Below are 16,324 nucleotides of genomic sequence, written 5' to 3' on the forward strand. Positions count from 1 at the left end.
GGCCCTACTTGTAGGCCTTGGCGGCCTCGGCCTCCAGCTTGGCCTGCGTGCCCTTGACGTCCGTGGGGTTCTGCACGAACTGGCGCAGCGCCTCCCACTCGCCCTTGCCGGGCGTCGCGCCGAACGCGGCGGGCGCCAGGTCGGACATGTCGTAGCGGGCCGCGTCGCCGGACTTCTGCAGCTGCTCGATCAGCTGCTTGGCGATCGGGTCGGAGTAGGCGCTGGAGGGGACGTTCTTGTTCGGCGTCAGGTAGCCGCCGAGCCCGGCCCACACCTTGCCCGCCTCGGGGGAGGCGAGGAACTTCATCAGCTCCTGGGCGCCCTTGCCGTCCTTCAGCGCGACCGCGACGTCGCCGCCGAGGATCGCCGGGGCGGTGTCGCCGGCCTGCGGGAACGCGAACACCTTGGCGTCGGTGCCGACCTTGGCCTTGGTGGTGGCGATGTTGGCGGCGGCGAAGTCGCCGCCGTAGACCATGGCGGCCTTGTCCTGACCGAAGACCTGGGTGACCGACTCGTCGAACTTGGTCTTGGTCGCGGTGGCGACGCCGCCGTTCAGGAAGTCGGGCTTGCCCCAGATCTCGGCGAGCGTCTGCAGCGCCTTGCCGACCGTCGGGTCGGTCCACTTGATCTCGTGCTTGGCGAGCTTGTCGTAGTTCTCGGGCCCGGCCTGCGACAGGTAGACGTTCTCGAACCAGTCGGTCAGCGTCCAGGAGTCCTGCGGGCCGGCGGCCAGGGTGATCGGCGTGGTGCCCGCGTCCTGCAGGGTGCCCGCGGCCTTGGTCAGGTCGGCCCACGTGGCGGGCGGCTGGACGCCGGCGTCGTCGAACACCTGCGGCCGGTACCACAGGATCGACTTGTAGGCGGCCTTGACCATCACGCCGTAGGTCTTGCCGTCGGAGGAGCCGAGCTCCTTCCAGTACGGGGCGAAATTCTTGCCGACCTCGGCCACCACGTCGTCGCCGAGGGGCTTGAGCGACCCCTTCTCGGCGTACTGCTGCATCAGGCCGGGCTGCGGCAGGATCGCCACGTCCGGCGGGTTCTTGGCCTCGATGCGCGGGCCGAGGTAGGCGTCGGTGTTCTCACCGGTGGAGGCGTAGTTGACCTTCGCGCCGGTCTTCTTCTCGAACGCCTGCAGCACCTTGCGGAAGTTGGTCTCCTCCGGGCCGGTCCACTTGGCCGCGACCTCGATGGTGGTGCCCTTCAGCGCTCCCCCGCCGGCGGGCTCGGAGCCTTCGTCGCCGTCGTCGCCGCCGCACGCGGCGGCCGCGGACAGGAGCATCGCCGCTGTTACGGCGACTCCTGTCAGCTTGCTGAGCCTCATTCCTCATCCTCCCTGAGCTGACCGGTGTCGTCGGATCCCCAGATCGACGCGCCGGACTCGATATCGAAGAAGTGCAGGCGGCCGGTGTCGACGTGGATCGTCACCGGGTCGCCCACCTTCACGCGGGTGCGCGGGCTGAACCGCGCGACCAGGTCCGTGCGGGGGCTCTCCAGGTGCCCCAGCACGTCGGTGCCCGCGTCGCGCGCGAGTTCCTTGGTGTCCTCGGTGACGACCTGGGACGCCTCGACCGCGAAGTGGACCAGCACGTCCGAGCCCATCGCCTCCACGAGGTCGGCGGTGGAGGTCAGCGCGGCCCCGTCGGGGGTGTCCACCAGCTCGGAGTCCTCCATGTCCTCGGGGCGGATGCCGACGACGACGTCGCTCCCGAGGCGGGAGGCGAGGGCCGGGCGCTCGGTCAGCACCGCGGCCGGCAGCGCCAGGGTCTGGCCGCCGATCTCCAGGCGCGGGTTCTCCGCGTCGCCGGACAGCGTGCCCTGGATCAGGTTCATGGCCGGGGAGCCGATGAAGCCGGCGACGAACAGGTTCGCCGGCCGGTCGTAGAGCTCCTGCGGCGGGGCGACCTGCTGCAGCTCGCCCTTCTTCATCACCGCGACGCGGTCGCCGAGCGTCATCGCCTCGGTCTGGTCGTGGGTGACGTAGATCGTGGTGACGCCGAGGTCGCGCTGGATGCGGGCGATCTCGGCGCGCATCTGGACCCGCAGCTTGGCGTCGAGGTTGGACAGCGGCTCGTCCATGAGGAACGCCTGCGGCTCGCGGACGATCGCGCGGCCCATCGCGACGCGCTGCCGCTGCCCGCCCGACAGGTTGCGGGGCTTGCGCGACAGGTGCTCGGTGAGGCCGAGGATGTCGGCGGCGCGGTCCACCTTCTCCCTGATCTCGGCCTTGGGCAGCTTGCGCAGCGACAGCCCGAACCCGATGTTGTCGCGGACCGACAGGTGCGGGTAGAGCGCGTAGCTCTGGAAGACCATCGCGACGTCGCGGTCGCGGGCGGGCACCCGGTTGACGACCCGGCCGCCGATCGTGACCTCGCCCTCGGAGATCTCCTCCAGCCCGGCGACCATCCGCAGGGCGGTGGTCTTGCCGCAGCCCGACGGGCCGACCAGGACGAGGAACTCCCCGTCGTCGATGTGCAGGTTCAGGTCGGTCACGGCCCGCGTGCCGTCGGGATAAACCTTCCCGACGCCGATCAGGTCGACCTCTGCCACGGCGTCTCCTCTTCGTCACGGCACGTCGATGCGGAGGAACACGAATTAACCCCCGCGTAACAGTGCAATAAGGAGGTACAGGGCAGACCGCCCGGACCGCAACACGCAGGGTGCGGGCTGACGGATTTGGTACGTAGATCGTTACCGACCCGTTTCCAGGTCATTTTGCGACGTCCGAAAACACGGCGAGGGCGCGGAACGAAAACCGTCCGCGCCCTCGTGCGGGATCCGCTCTCCCCCGCGGAGGTCAGTCCACGATGACCAGGCCGCGCTCGGTGACGTTCAGCGGCTCGTGGCCGTCCTCGGTGCAGACGACGATGTCCTCGATGCGGGCGCCGTGCGGGCCGGGGTAGATGCCCGGCTCGATCGAGAACGCCATGCCGGGCTCCAGCGGCTCGCGGTTGCCGGCGACGATGTAGGGGTCCTCGTGCGACTCCAGCCCGATGCCGTGCCCGGTGCGGTGGAAGAAGTGCTCGCCGTGGCCGGCGGCGGCGATGATGTCGCGGCCCGCCGCGTCCACCGCCTCGGGCGTGGCCCCCGGGCGGACGGCCTCCGACGACGCCCGCTGCGCCTCCTCCAGCACCCGGTAGTACGCCAGGTACTCGGCGGGCGGCTCGCCCACGCAGTAGTTGCGCGTCGAGTCCGAGCAGTAGCCGCTCGGCATCGTCCCGCCGATGTCGACCACGACGGGCTCGCCGGGCCGGATGACGCGGTCGGAGAGCTCGGCGTGCGGGTTCGCGCCGTTCGGTCCGGACCCGACGATCACGAAGTCGACCTGGGCGTGCCCCTCGGCGATGATCGCGTCGGCGATGTCGCGGCCGACCTCCCGCTCGGTGCGCCCGGCCCTCAGCAGGTCCGGCACGCGGCGGTGCACCCGGTCGATCGCCGCGCCGGCCTCGCGCAGCGCCGCCACCTCGGCGGCGGACTTGCGGATCCGCAGGCCGCGCAGCACCGGCCCCGCGGCGACCTGCTCGGCCTCCGGCAGCGCGGCGCGGAACCGCAGCGCCATCACCGCCCACATCCGGTCCGCGACGGCCACCTTCACCGGGCCGCGCGGCAGCCGGGAGGCCGTCAGGGCGTAGGGGTCCTCGGTCTCGTCCCAGGGCACCAGCTCGATCCCGAGCGCACCGGCCGGCGACGCCTGCGCAGCGGGGACCTCCAGCCGCGGGACGACCAGGAACGGCTCGCCCTCCGCGGGCACCGCCAGGCAGGTCAGCCGCTCCAGCTGCTTCGCGTCGTAGCCGGTGACGTAGCGCAGGTCGGGCCCGGGCGTCAGCAGCACGGCCCCGAGGCCCGCCTTCGCCACCGCCTCCTGTACCAGCCCGACACGCTCCCGCGGATACAACTCCGTCGTCACACCCGTCTCCGTTCCTCTGTCCTGTCCGATGACCGGCCCTGTCCGATGGCCTGGTTCCAGGATCGCAGGAGCGGCGGAGCGGCGCGGCGTCGGACCGGCGTGGCAGCATGTGCGTCATGGCTGGGCTGATGCTGCTGGACACGCCGTCGCTGTACTTCCGCGCCTTCTTCGGGGTGCCCGAGTCGGTGAAGGCGCCCGACGGGACGCCGGTGAACGCGGTGCGCGGCCTCATCGACATGATCGCGCGGCTCGTCCAGGACCGGCGGCCCGACCGCCTGGTGTGCTGCATGGACGCCGACTGGCGGCCCGCGTTCCGGGTGGCCGCGCTGCCGTCCTACAAGGCGCACCGCGTCGCCGACGACGGCGGTGACCAGACGCCGGACGCGCTGGAGGCGCAGCTGCCGATCATCGACCAGGTGCTGGACGCGTTCGGGCTGGCGCGCGCGGGCGTCCCCGGCTACGAGGCCGACGACGTGATCGGGACGCTGGCGGTGCGGGGCGCGGCCGAAGGGCCGGTCGACATCGTGACCGGCGACCGCGACCTGTTCCAGCTCGTCGACGACGCCGGTCCCGTCGCCGTCCTGTACACGGCGCGGGGCATCCGGAACCTGCAGGTGATGGGCGAGAAGGAGGTCGCGGCCAAGTACGGCATCCCGGGCCGCGGCTACGGCGACTACGCCACCCTGCGGGGCGACCCGAGCGACGGGCTGCCCGGGGTGCCGGGCGTCGGCGACAAGACCGCCGCGGCGCTGGTCACCCGGTTCGGGTCGGTGGGCGGCATCCTCGCGGCGCTCGACGCGGGCACCGACGAGGGGTTCCCGGCGGGCGCCCGCCGGCGGATGGAGGCGGCCCGCGAGTACCTCGCCGCGGCCGAGACGGTGGTCCGGGTCGTCACCGACATCGACGCCCCCGAGCTGGCGGGGCTGGACGACCGGCTGCCCGCCGAGCCGCGCGACGCCGCGGCCCTCGTGGAGCTCGCCGACCGCTGGAACCTTTCCAGCCCCGTCAACCGCCTGCTGAACGCCCTCGCCCGCTGACCGCCCGGGATTTCGCTGCAATTTGCGCTAAAAGTGTCAGAAGACGCAGACAGCGCGTTCCCCGGCGTGCAGCATGCGGAACAGTGAGGGGTTCTCATAGGCACATGCAGGCGACCGGTACCCGCGGCACTGGGCCTCACCGCCCCACTCCCCCCAACTGCCGCGGGTGCCGGTTCATCCGAACCCCCGGACCGGAGACGGACGTGCCGTGAGTGAGCGGACCATTCCCCGCGGCGGTCCTGCCGCGAGCCCCGGCGGCGGATTCTGGGACGCACTGGACGTACCGGAGCGCGCGGCGCTGCGCGCGGCCGGCCGGTCGCGGACCTACGCCCCGCGGGTGCCCCTGTGCTACCAGGGCGACGATTCCGACCACATCATCATCATCGAGTCGGGCTGGGCGAAGGTCACCTCCGCCGGCGAGGACGGGCGCGTGGTGGTGCTCGCCGTGCGCGGGCCCGGCGACCTGGTCTGCGAGAGCGCGGTGCTCGGCCGCCGGGAGCGGTCGGCGACCGTGCAGGCGCTCGACCACGTCCGGGCGCTGGTGGTCCCCGCGGCCCGGTTCACCGCCTTCCTGGACGCCCATCCGCGCGTGTGGCTGCTGGTCAGCGGCACGTTCGTGCAGCGGCTCGACGACGCGGACCGCAGGCTGCAGGCGCACGTGTCGGCGCAGGGCGCGCGGCGGCTGGCGCTGCTGCTGGACGGGCTCGCCGAGCTGTCGGCCCGGCACGCCCCGCCGGGGCCGGACGGCGCGATCGCCATCGGCCCGCCGCTGTCGCAGGAGGAGCTCGGCAGCTGGATGGACGCCTCCCGCGAGACCGTGGCGCGGGCCCTGGCCACGCTGCGGCGGGAGGGCCTGGTCAGCACCGGCTGGCGCAAGATCACCGTGGAGGATCCGCCGCGCTTGCGGGAGTTCGCGCAGAGCTCCGAGGAGTGAACCCGCAGGATCGGGCCCGTCCGCGCGGCGCCGGAGGGCGGGTGGAGTGCACACCGGGCGCACGCCTTTACATTGTAGATTCGGATTAGGGCGGCGCGTTCGTCCCGTACGCTCGGTTCTGTGCCGCGCCGACCGCTGCGACTGCGTACCGCCGAGGCCGACGCCGAGGTCCGTGCGGGGCTCGACCGGATCCGCGCCGAGTACTCGGTGCCCGGCGCGTTCCCGCCCGCCGCCCTCGCCGAGGCCGCGGGGGCCGGCGTGCCGGCCGACGGCCGCGCCGACCTGCGCGGCGTGCCGTTCTTCACCCTGGACCCGCCCGGCTCGATGGATCTGGACCAGGCGATGCACCTGGAGCGGCGAGGGTCGGGTCACCGGGTGCGGTACGCGATCGCGGACGTGGCCGGGTTCGTCCGGCCGGGCGGCGCGCTGGACGCCGAGGCCCGCGCCCGCGGCGTCACGCTCTACCTGCCGGACGCGAACTCGCCGCTGCATCCGCGCCCCCTGTCGGAGGGCAGCGCGAGCCTGCTGCCGGGCCGGGACCGCCCTGCCGTGGCGTGGACGATCGACATCGACGACGGGGGCCGGATCACCGGCGTGGACGTGCGGCGGGCGATCGTCCGCAGCCGCGACCGGCTCGACTACGCCACCGCCCGGCACGACGACGGCGACGCGCGGATCGCGCTGCTCGGCGAGATCGGAGAGCGGCTGATCGCGGCGGAGGCGGCGCGCGGCGGGGTGAGCCTGCCGCTGCCCGAGCAGGAGGTCGTGCACGCCGGCGGCGGATGGACGCTGAAGCTGCGCGGCGACCTCGCGACCGAGGCGTGGAACGCGCAGATCTCGCTGCTGACCGGGCGGGCCGCGGCCCGGCTGATGCTGGACGGCGGCGTGGGGCTGCTGCGCACGATGCCGCCCGCGCCCGCCGAGGCGGTCGGGCGGCTGCGGCTGGCGGCCCGCGCGCTCGGCGTCGCCTGGCCGGGGGACGCCTCGTACGGGGACATCGTCCGCGCGCTCGACCCTTCGCTGCCCCGGCACGCGGCGTTCCTGCACGACGCGGCGGCGCTGATGCGCGGCGCCGGCTACACCGCGTTCGACGGGGCGCCGCCCGAGCAGGCCGTGCACGCCGCGGTCGCGGCGCCGTACGCGCACGTCACGGCGCCGATCCGGCGGCTGGCGGACCGGTACGCCACCGAGGTCTGCCTGGCGCTGGCGGCGGGACGATCCGTGCCGGGCTGGGCGCGGGAGGCGCTGCCGGACCTGCCGGAGGTGATGCAGCGGGCGCTGCGGCGGGGCGCCGACGTCGACCACGCGTGCGTCGACCTGGTGGAGGCGCTGCTGCTGCGCGACCACGTCGGCGAGGTGTTCGACGCGGTGGTGGTGGACGTCAGCGCCGACGGCTCCGGCGGGCGCGTCCAACTGGTGGCGCCGCCGGTGTTCGGCCGCTGCGAGGGGGCGGGGCTGCCGCTCGGCGAGCAGGTCAAGGTGCGACTGGAGGAGGCGGATCCGGCGCGGCGCCGCGTCCTGTTCTCCCCTGCGGCGTGACCGCGGGGCGGGTCAGCGGCGGCGGCCGGAGCGGCGCGGGCGCCAGTTCGTGCTCGTCCCGACACCGGCGAAGTGCAGCGCGATGAGCAGCAGGCCGAGGACGGTCAGCGTCCCGTTGTTGATGGCGTCGGACGCGTAGTCGGCCAGGTCGAAGAGCAGGGCGAGGGCGAAGACGATCGCGGCGACGATCGCGAGCATGGGGGCCTCCGTGGGTCGGGGGCCCCGGTACGGGCCCCTCGGCTGCCTACCGGATCTCCGCGGGCCCGTCCCGCAAACCGCCGGCGCGTTTCGGTCGCCCGTTTTCCGCTCTGGCGGCCGCCCCGGGACGCTACGCGGCGTCGAGGCGCAGGTGCTCTCCGAGTTCGGCGGTGACGGCGGCGTTGAGCCGGTAGGCGGCCTTGACCTCGCGGATGACGCGGTCCTGCTCGGCGGCGTCCCAGGGGGCGGCGTCCAGCAGCGCGCGGTAGCGGTCCTTGTAGGCCTTGGGCTTGCCGGGGAAGCGGTAGAAGCGCACGCCGTCCTCGCCGGCCGACAGCTCCAGGGTCTTGCGCACCTGGACGCCGATGTACTGCCCGCCGGACAGGTCGCCCAGGTAGCGGGTGTAGTGGTGCGCGACGAACCCGCCCGGCCAGTCGAAGCACACCTCGCGGAGGCGGTCGCAGTAGCGGGCCGTCGCCGCGTTCGGCCTGACACGGGCGCGCCAGCGCGGCCCGTAGAAGTGGGCCAGGTCGGCCTCCAGCGCGTCGCGGCGGCGCAGGCCGGGAAGGTCGAACGGGCCGGCGACCGGGTCGGAGGCCATCCGGTCGGCCGCTCGCTCCAGCAGGTCGTAGACGGGGTACAGCTGGGCCACCAGGGCGGCGTACTCGTCGCCGCCGAGCCGGCCCTCGACCAGGGCGCTCATGTAGGCCGAGGTCTCGTTGTCCCCGTGGTCGCTCCAGGTGGCGGCCCGCAGCCGCGCGGAGAACGACGCGTTTACCGACGCCATGTCGGATACGTTACCTACGCTCCGTCGGGAACGTCCAGTGGGGCGCCGAGCGCCGCACGCGCCTCATGGGTCATGCGGACCACCTCGCGGCGCACCTGCGGCCGTTCGGTGAGCCGCTCGGCGAAGGGGATCCGGACGGGGTGCTCGGCGCCGCCGTCGGTGACGGCGAACTCGATGCCGGCGGCGTCCATTCCGGTCATCCGGGCCGCGGTCGCGCCGGACCGGCCGCCGAGCGCGCGGCAGATCGTGAGGCAGTCGGCGGCGTGGTCGTCGTTCATGTGCCGCTTGATCTGCTCCACGACGTCGTCGCCGAAGGGGTCCGCGTCGGTCATGGGCGTGTCCTTTCCGGTGGGCGGAGGCTAAACCGACAGGCCTTTGTAGACCCGGAGGGCGTTGCCGCCGAGGACGAGGGCCAGGGTCTCCTCGGCGAGGCCGAGGGCGGCGACGGCGCGGGCGTTGCGGGCGACGCCGGGGACGCCGGGCCAGTCGGTGCCGTAGACGAACTTGCGGGCCAGGCGCTCCAGGTCGTGGCGGGCGTAGTACTCGGGGAGCCGGCGCGGCGGCAGCCCGGACAGCTCGATCCAGACGTTCTCGCGGGACAGCGCGAGGAACGCGGCGGCGTCGTACCACCAGCCGCGCCCCCCGTGCGCGAGGATGAACGTCAGGCCGGGGAACAGCCGCAGCACGTCGTCGACCGGCGTGGGGTCGGCGTACCGGTTGGCGGAGCCGGGGAACGAGCTGGTGCCGCAGTGCACGACGACGGGCAGGCCCGCGTCGCGGCACACCTCGTAGGCGGGGTAGAGCTCCGGGTCGGCGACGCTGAACCCCCCGTGGACCGGGTGCAGCTTCAGCGCGGCGGCGCCGAACCGCGGCTGCCGCTCGACCTCGTCGCCGATCGGGTAGTGCAGGTGGGGGTTGACGTTGGCGATGGGCTTGAAGCGCCGCGGGTTGTGCTTGAGGAGCGGCACCAGGTCCTCGATGGGCTGCGTGCCGGTGGTCTTCGGGCTGTACTCGCACAGCAGCAGGGCGATGTCGACGCCCTCGCCCTCGAAGTAGGCGTCGACCCGCTCGGGCACGAGGGTGCCGTCGGCGTCGTAGAGGTCCTGCCAGGGGTGCGAGGACCCGAACTCCTCGGCCCACTGCCGCCAGGCCGGCGGCAGCGTCGGCAGCCGGGCGGCGTGCACGTGCGCGTCGACCAGCGGGCGTCCGTCGAGCATGAGCGCCTTCCGTCTCGGGGCCGGGCCGGGCCGGGCCGGTGTCGGGACCGGGTCCGTGTCAGGGCTGGATCCGTGTCAGGGCTGGATCAGGGTCAGTTCGGCGGCGTAGCGGCGGCCGTTCCCGACGTACATGGCGACGGCCTCGGCGTGCCATGTCTCGTCGATCCCGCCGGGGCGGGCGCGGGCGGGGATGCCGAGGGCGGTGTGCTCGGGCGGGACGGCCCCGTCCTCGGTGAGGACGGCGCCGGCGCCGACGACGCCGCGGGTGCCGACGCGGGCGCGGTTGAGGACGACGGAGCCGGATCCGACGAGGCAGCGGTCCTCGACGACGCAGCCCTCCAGGTGGGCGTTGTGGCCGATCACGCAGTCGGCGCCGATGACGGTCGGCCACCGCGCGGTGGTGTGCACGACGGTGCCGTCCTGGACGGACGTGCGGGCGCCGACGGTGATCGTCCCGTAGTCGCCGCGGAGCACGGCGCCGGGCCACACGGTGGCGTCCTCCCCGAGGGTCACCGACCCGATGACGGTCGCGTCCGGGTGGACGTACGCGGACGGATGGATGTCGGGTACCTGGTCTCCCAGCGCGTAGACGGCCATGCGGCGGAGCCTACCCGCGCCGTGTCAGGCGGCGTCCATCGAGTCCCGGGTGCCCGCCGGGTCCTGGGCGTCCACCGAGTCCTGCTCGTCGAGCCAGGCGACGATGCCCTCGACGGCGCCGCGGCAGCTCCCGCAGCCGGTGCTCGCCCGGGTCTCGCGGGCGACGTCGGCGGCGGTGCGGGCGCCGGCCTGCCAGCAGGCGCGGATCTGGCCCTTGCTGACGTTGTTGCACTGGCAGACGGTCGCGGCGTCGGGCATCCGCAGCGGCGACTCGGCCTCGGCGGCGGCGCCGACGCCGGGGAACAGCAGGCCGAGGCGCTCGGCGGGCAGCGGCGCGGCCCGGTCGTAGAGCTGGGTGAGGGTGCCGGCGGTGGAGGTCTCGCCGAGCAGGATCGCGCCGATCAGCCGGCCGTCGCGGATGACGGCCTTCTTGTAGGTGCCGCGGGCGGAGTCGGTGAAGCGGACGACCTCGACGTCGTCGTCATCGTCGCCGAAGTGGGTCTCCCCCATCGACGCCAGCTCGATCCCGGCGGCCTTGAGGCGGGTGATCCGGCGGGCGCCGGTGAAGCGGGCGCCGGGGTCGGTGCCGGCGAGCAGCCCGGCGAGCACGCCCGCCTGCTCCCAGGCGGGCGCGACCAGCCCGTAGACCTCGTCGCGGTGCTCGGAGCACTCGCCGATGGCGCGGACGGACGGGTCGGTGACCGAGCGCAGCTCGTCGTCGACGATCACGGCGCGGCCGATCGCGAGGCCGGCGTCGCGGGCCAGGGACACCTCCGGTCGGACGCCGCACGACAGGATCACCAGGTCGGTGCCGATGACCTCCGTGCCGCCGGCGGGCAGGGCCAGCTCGACGCCGGTCACGACGCCGCCGGCGGTGCGCAGCGCGGCGACGTCGGCCTGCAGGCGGGTGCCGATGCCGAGGGCGGCGAGGGTGCGGGCGAGGACCTTGCCGGCGGCGGGGTCGAGCTGGCGCTCCATGAGGTGGCCGGCGAGGTGCAGGACGGTCACCTCCAGCCCGCGGCCCACCAGCCCGCGGGCGGCCTCGATGCCGAGCAGGCCGCCGCCGACGACGACCGCGTGCCGCGCGGAGTCGGCCAGGTCGGAGATGCGGCGGCAGTCGTCGAGGGTGCGGAACACCAGCGCGCCCTGCGGCAGGCCGTCCTCGAGGCCGGGCATCGGCGGGATGAACGCGGTGCTGCCGGTCGCGAGGACGAGGGTGGCGTAGGGGGTGACGGTGCCGTCGGAGGCGTGGACGGTGCGGGCCTCGCGGTCGATGCGGGTGACCTCGACGCCGAGCCGGGCGTCCACGCCGTGCGAGGCGTACCAGGCGGTGTCGACGAGGCTGATGTGGTCGGGGCGGGTCTTTCCGGCGAGGACGTTGGACAGCAGGACCCGGTTGTAGGGGCGCTGCCGCTCGGCGCCGAACACCGTGACCGGGGTCGCGGCGTCGCGGGCGCGCAGTTCGCCGACGAACCGCGAGCCGGCCATGCCGTTGCCGACGACGACGATGCCGCGGCCCGCCTCGGCTGCGGTGCTCACCGCTTCACCTCCAGGGGAAGGGGCTTGATCTGGTCGCGCTCGACCGCGAAGGCGATGCTCGGGTCGGGGGTCTGGGGGGCGTTGACGAAGGAGACGAACCGGCCGAGCCGGTCGGGGTCGTCCAGGGTGTCGCGCCATTCGTCGGAGTAGGCGGCGACGTGGCGCTCCATGGCGGCGTCGAGGTCGGCGCAGATGCCGAGCCGGTCGTCGACGATGACCTCGCGGAGGTAGTCCAGGCCGCCGTCGAGGGCCTCCAGCCAGCTCGCGGTGCGCTGCAGCCGGTCGGCGGTGCGGATGTAGAACATCAGGAACCGGTCGATGTAGGTGATCAGCTCGTCGTCGGTGAGGTCGGTGGCGAACAGGTCGGCGTGCCGGGGCCGCATGCCGCCGTTCCCGCCGAGGTAGAGGTTCCAGCCGTTCTCGGTGGCGATGACGCCGAAGTCCTTGCTCTGCGCCTCGGCGCACTCGCGGGCGCATCCGGACACGGCGGACTTCAGCTTGTGGGGGGCGCGCAGCCCCCGGTACCGCAGTTCCAGGCGGATCGCCATGGCGGCGGAGTCCTGGACGCCGTAGCGGCACCAGGTGGATCCGACGCACGACTTCACCGTCCGCAGGGCCTTGCCGTAGGCGTGCCCGGACTCGAACCCGGCGTCGACGAGCCGCCGCCAGATCCCGGGGAGCTGCTCGACGCGCGCGCCGAACAGGTCGATCCGCTGCCCGCCGGTGATCTTTGTGTAGAGGCCGAAGTCGCGGGCGACCTCGCCGATCACGATGAGCTTGTCGGGGGTGATCTCCCCGCCGGGGACGCGCGGGACGACCGAGTAGGTGCCGTTCTTCTGCAGGTTCGCCAGGAAGTGGTCGTTGGTGTCCTGCAGGGCGGCCTGCTCGCCCTCCAGGATGTGGCCGTTGCCGAGGCTGGCGAGGATGGAGGCGACGGCGGGCTTGCAGATGTCGCAGCCGCGGCCGGTGCCGTGCTCCTCGACGAGCTGGGTGAAGCTCGTGACCTGTCCGGCGCGGACGATGTCGAACAGCTCGGCGCGGCTGTAGTCGAAGTGCTCGCAGAGGGCCTTGCTGACCTCGATGCCGGCGGCGGTGAGCTCGGCGTCCAGGATCCGCTTGACGAGGGGGACGCAGCTGCCGCAGCTCGTCCCGGCGCGGGTGCGGTCCTTGACGCCGGGGACGTCGGTGAGGGAGTGGTCGGCGATCGCGCAGCGGATGCCCTCGGCGGTGACGTTGTTGCAGGAGCAGATCACGGTGGCGCCGGGCAGGTCGCCGCCCGCGGTCTCGGTCCCGCCGAAAAGCATCTGCTCGGGCGGGCCGGGCAGGCTGCCGCCGACGTAGGCGCGCAGGGTCCCGTACGATTCGGCGCCGCCGACGAGGACGCCGCCGAGCAGGGTCTGCGCGTCGTCGCTGACGAGGAGCCTCTTGTAGACGCCGGCGACGGGGTCGGTGTAGGTGACGCCGAGCGCGCCCTGCTCCGGGCCGGCGAACGGGTCGCCGAAGCTGGCGACGTCCACGCCCATCAGCTTGAGCTTGGTCGACATGTCGGCGCCCTCGAAGACCGCGGTGCTGGCGTCCGACAGCAGCCGGTCGGCGACGACCTCGGCCATGGAGAAGCAGGGCCCGACGAGCCCGTGGACGGCGCCGCCGACGAGGGCGCACTCGCCGATCGCCCAGATGGCGGGGTCCTCGGTGCGGCAGGAGGCGTCCACCACGATCCCGCCGCGCTCCCCGACCGGCAGCCCGCTGCCGCGGGCCAGCTCGTCGCGAGGGCGGATGCCGGCGGAGAACACCACGACCTCGGCGTCGATCTCCGCGCCGCCGTCGAGGACGACGCGGCGGACCGCGTCGCCGTCGCCGGCCTCCAGGGCGCGCATCGGGGTGCCGGCGTGGACGGCCATGCCGAGGGCCTCGATGTGGCGGCGCAGCATCGCGCCGCCGCCCTCGTCGAGCTGGCGGGGCATCAGCCACGGCGCGACCTCGACGACGCCGCTGCGCAGGCCGAGGCCCTGCAGGGCGCGGGCCGCCTCCAGGCCGAGCAGCCCGCCGCCGATGACGGCGCCGGTGGTCTTGCCCTGGGCGTACTCGCGGATGGCGTCCAGGTCGTCGATGGTGCGGTAGACGAACACGCCGGGCAGGTCCCGGCCCTCGACGGGCGGCACGAACGGCGCCGACCCGGTGGCGAGGACGAGCGCGTCGTAGGGCTCCTCGCGTCCGGCCGAGGTGGTGACGATGCGGGCCGCGCGGTCGATGCAGGTGACCTTCTCGCCGGTGCGCACGGCGACCTCGCCGCCGTGCGCCGGGTAGGCCAGGTCGGCGCCCTCCAGGTGGGTCGTCAGCGCGACCCGGTCGTAGGCGGGGCGCGGCTCCTCGCCGATCACGGTGATCGTCCACGTCCCGGCGGCGTCGCGCTCGCGCAGGGCCTCCACCAGGCGGTGCGCGGCCGGTCCGTGGCCCGCCACGACCAGCCGTTTGTCCGGTTTGCTGTCGGCTCCCATGAGCCCCGATCCTCGGCGGCCCGTATTTCCCATATGGATCCCGGATGTCACCCACACGTTAACTGGCGCTCACTCCGGTCCCGCCCGCCAGGCGGGCCGGACGGGGGCGGGTCGTGGACCGGCCGGCCGGGGCGGGCGCACGGCCGCGGAGAAGTCGTGCGCCGGATTCGTTCCCTTCGGGGGTTCTGTACGAGAAGGTCGGATGATGAAGGGCAGGGCAGTGCGACGGATCATCGGTGCGTCCCTCGTCGGCCTCGGCGTGTTCCTCCTCGCCGCCGCCGTCCTCACCCGGTTCTACGTGGCCCCGACGCTGATCGGCGCGCCGCCGGACCTGTACCAGGTGACGCGGCTGAGGGCCGAGAACGCCTCCTACCTGGACGCGGCGTCGGCCACGCCGCGCTCGGGCGCCACGGTGGTGGCCACCAACACGGTCCGGGGCGATCCGGGCTCCACCCATGACGGGGTCGCCGTCTGGGACACCACGACGATCGTCCAGGACGTCGGCCGCGGCACCACGATCGAGATCCAGAAGCAGCGCTACGCCTTCGACCGGCGCACCGGGGAGCTGCGGAACTGCTGCGGCGCGGCGGTGCAGGGCGACACCGGGGTGCGCATGTCGGGGATCGGCCTGTTCTGGCCGGTGGACGTCCGCAGGCGGGGCCTGGAGCTGTTCGACCCGGCGACGCGGCGCACCTGGCCGGTCGCCTTCGACGGGGAGGAGCGCGTCGCGGGCGTGGCCGCCTACCGCTTCGTGGCGCGCATCCCGGAGACGAAGGTGGCCGGTGAGCTGCCGCCGGTGCCGGGCGAGCTCCTCGGGCGCCGCGCGGGCGGCGCGGCGGTGCCGGTGGACCGCTACTACCAGGCCGAGGCCACCTACTGGGTCGATCCGCGCACGGGCGCGCCGATCGACCAGCGGCAGCGGGTGCTGTCGACGCTCCGCCCGAAGGAGGGCCCCGGCCGCCTGGTGGTCGCCGACCTGACCCTGCGGATGACGCCGGAGTCGCGCAAGGCGCTGATCGGCAGGTCGGAGGACGGCGCGCAGAAGATCCGCCTGCTGGAGACCGCGGGGCCGCTCGCCGCGGGCGGGGCCGGCCTGCTGCTCGCCGTGGCGGGCCTGCCGCTCACCCTGCGGGGCGGGCGGGAGCGGGGCCGGCGCGGTACGGCCCGGCGCTCGGCCGCCCGTCCCGGTCGTGCACCATGGAGTGGTGACTGAGGTTGCTGAGGACGGGACGGGGACCCGCCTGCGGGTGCTGGCCGACCTCGTCTCTGACGGCGACGTGGTGGTGCTGAGCGGCGCGGGCCTGTCGACCGAGTCGGGCATTCCCGACTACCGTGGGGAGACGGGGCGGCGCCGGCGCGCGGAGCCGATGACCTACCAGGCGTTCACCGGGAGCGAGGCGGCGCGCCGCCGCTACTGGGCGCGGAGCCATCTCGGGTGGCGGCACATCGCGCGGGCGCGCCCGAACGCCGGGCACCGGGCGGTCGCCGCGCTGCAGCGGCGGGGGCTGCTGGCCGGGATCATCACGCAGAACGTCGACGGGCTGCAGCAGGCCGCCGGGGCGGACGGCGTGATCGAGTTGCACGGCGCCCTGGACCGGGTGGTGTGCCTGTCCTGCGGCGAGCGGACCCCGCGCACCCGGCTGGAGGAGCGGCTGCGCGCGGCCAACCCGGGCTGGGAGGAGCGGGTGGCGGCGGTCTCCCCCGAGGCGGTCAATCCCGACGGCGACGCCGTCCTCGCCGACGCGGCGGTCGAGCAGTTCCGCCTCGTGGGCTGCGAGCGGTGCGGCGGCCCGCTCAAACCGGACGTGATCTTCTTCGGGGAGAACGTGCCGCCGGCCCGCGTTCGCGACTGCTACGCCCTGACCGAGCGGGCGGGGGCGCTGCTGGTGCTCGGCTCGTCGCTGACGGTGCTGTCGGGGTACCGGTTCGTCCGGCACGCGGCGCGGCACGGCGTCCCGGTCGCGATCGTCAACCGGGGCGCGACCCGCGGCGACGGGCACGCCCTGGTCACCCTCGACGCGCCGCTCGGCGCGGCCCTCGGCGCCCTGCTGGGCGAGCTGGACGCCTAGCGCCC

The 16,324-nt window shown here is 74.1% G+C and carries 15 protein-coding genes; 5 read left to right on the forward strand and 10 right to left on the reverse strand.

From position 1 onward, the window contains the following. Nucleotides 1-4: 4 nt before the first annotated feature. The 3 genes from ABGB11_RS11685 to ABGB11_RS11695 all read right to left on the reverse strand — a co-directional run bounded on the left by ABGB11_RS11685 (nucleotide 5) and on the right by ABGB11_RS11695 (nucleotide 3,904). Nucleotides 5-1,321: an extracellular solute-binding protein gene (locus ABGB11_RS11685; protein WP_347631750.1), complete on the reverse strand. Its 1,317-nt coding sequence runs from the start codon at nucleotides 1,319-1,321 to the stop codon at nucleotides 5-7. Further along, a complete protein-coding gene (gene ugpC, locus ABGB11_RS11690) occupies nucleotides 1,318-2,547 on the reverse strand; it encodes a sn-glycerol-3-phosphate ABC transporter ATP-binding protein UgpC (protein WP_347631751.1) in 1,230 nt (409 codons plus the stop codon). Before ugpC ends, ABGB11_RS11685 begins: the two co-directional genes overlap by 4 nt. 247 nt (nucleotides 2,548-2,794) lie before the next feature. After that, a complete protein-coding gene (locus ABGB11_RS11695) occupies nucleotides 2,795-3,904 on the reverse strand; it encodes a Xaa-Pro peptidase family protein (protein ID WP_347631753.1) in 1,110 nt (369 codons plus the stop codon). Between the two features lie 116 nt (nucleotides 3,905-4,020). Here ABGB11_RS11695 and ABGB11_RS11700 point away from each other — a divergent pair, with 116 nt between their 5' ends. The 3 genes from ABGB11_RS11700 (at nucleotide 4,021) to ABGB11_RS11710 (ending at nucleotide 7,414) form a co-directional block, all read left to right on the forward strand. Beyond that, complete coding sequence (locus tag ABGB11_RS11700; protein WP_347631754.1) at nucleotides 4,021-4,941, forward strand: 5'-3' exonuclease; 921 nt, start codon at nucleotides 4,021-4,023, stop codon at nucleotides 4,939-4,941. Between the two features lie 208 nt (nucleotides 4,942-5,149). Beyond that, the gene (locus ABGB11_RS11705; protein WP_347631756.1) at nucleotides 5,150-5,875 is read left to right on the forward strand and encodes a Crp/Fnr family transcriptional regulator; all 726 of its coding nucleotides are present in this window, start codon (nucleotides 5,150-5,152) and stop codon (nucleotides 5,873-5,875) included. Nucleotides 5,876-5,995: 120 nt separating this feature from the next. Next, a complete protein-coding gene (locus ABGB11_RS11710; RefSeq protein ID WP_347631758.1) occupies nucleotides 5,996-7,414 on the forward strand; it encodes an RNB domain-containing ribonuclease in 1,419 nt (472 codons plus the stop codon). A 12-nt stretch (nucleotides 7,415-7,426) separates the two neighbouring features. Here ABGB11_RS11710 and ABGB11_RS11715 read toward each other — a convergent pair whose 3' ends face one another. From ABGB11_RS11715 to nirB, 7 genes are all read right to left on the reverse strand, one after another. Next, nucleotides 7,427-7,612: a hypothetical protein gene (locus tag ABGB11_RS11715; RefSeq protein WP_075022437.1), complete on the reverse strand. Its 186-nt coding sequence runs from the start codon at nucleotides 7,610-7,612 to the stop codon at nucleotides 7,427-7,429. Between the two features lie 130 nt (nucleotides 7,613-7,742). Next, nucleotides 7,743-8,399 carry a biliverdin-producing heme oxygenase gene (locus ABGB11_RS11720; protein ID WP_347631760.1) on the reverse strand — a complete coding sequence of 219 codons (657 nt, stop codon included), beginning with the start codon at nucleotides 8,397-8,399 and terminating at the stop codon, nucleotides 7,743-7,745. Nucleotides 8,400-8,413: 14 nt separating this feature from the next. Continuing rightward, on the reverse strand, nucleotides 8,414-8,731 hold the full coding sequence (locus ABGB11_RS11725; RefSeq protein WP_347631762.1) for a DUF2470 domain-containing protein: 318 nt from the start codon (nucleotides 8,729-8,731) through the stop codon (nucleotides 8,414-8,416). Between the two features lie 27 nt (nucleotides 8,732-8,758). Continuing rightward, nucleotides 8,759-9,616, reverse strand: a complete 858-nt coding sequence (locus tag ABGB11_RS11730) for an amidohydrolase family protein (RefSeq protein WP_347631764.1) — start codon at nucleotides 9,614-9,616, stop codon at nucleotides 8,759-8,761. A gap of 75 nt (nucleotides 9,617-9,691) precedes the next feature. After that, nucleotides 9,692-10,213 (reverse strand): gamma carbonic anhydrase family protein, encoded by a 522-nt coding sequence (locus ABGB11_RS11735; protein WP_347631766.1) that lies wholly within the window; start codon nucleotides 10,211-10,213, stop codon nucleotides 9,692-9,694. Between the two features lie 24 nt (nucleotides 10,214-10,237). Beyond that, nucleotides 10,238-11,752 (reverse strand): FAD-dependent oxidoreductase, encoded by a 1,515-nt coding sequence (locus ABGB11_RS11740; RefSeq protein WP_347631768.1) that lies wholly within the window; start codon nucleotides 11,750-11,752, stop codon nucleotides 10,238-10,240. Beyond that, entirely contained in the window at nucleotides 11,749-14,250 is a 2,502-nt protein-coding gene (gene nirB / locus ABGB11_RS11745) for a nitrite reductase large subunit NirB (RefSeq protein WP_347631769.1), read from the reverse strand. Before nirB ends, ABGB11_RS11740 begins: the two co-directional genes overlap by 4 nt. Before the next feature lie 220 nt (nucleotides 14,251-14,470). On the opposite strand from nirB, the gene ABGB11_RS11750 reads away from it, so the two are divergent. Continuing rightward, nucleotides 14,471-15,463 (forward strand): DUF3068 domain-containing protein, encoded by a 993-nt coding sequence (locus ABGB11_RS11750; protein ID WP_347631770.1) that lies wholly within the window; start codon nucleotides 14,471-14,473, stop codon nucleotides 15,461-15,463. Further along, nucleotides 15,456-16,319 carry an NAD-dependent protein deacetylase gene (locus ABGB11_RS11755; RefSeq protein WP_347631772.1) on the forward strand — a complete coding sequence of 288 codons (864 nt, stop codon included), beginning with the start codon at nucleotides 15,456-15,458 and terminating at the stop codon, nucleotides 16,317-16,319. The genes ABGB11_RS11750 and ABGB11_RS11755 overlap by 8 nt, the downstream gene beginning before the upstream one ends. The last annotated feature ends 5 nt before the right edge of the window (nucleotides 16,320-16,324 follow it).

Origin of the sequence: Actinomadura sp. B10D3 (genome assembly GCF_039871695.1) — a bacterium.
GTDB lineage: Bacteria > Actinomycetota > Actinomycetes > Streptosporangiales > Streptosporangiaceae > Spirillospora > Spirillospora madurae.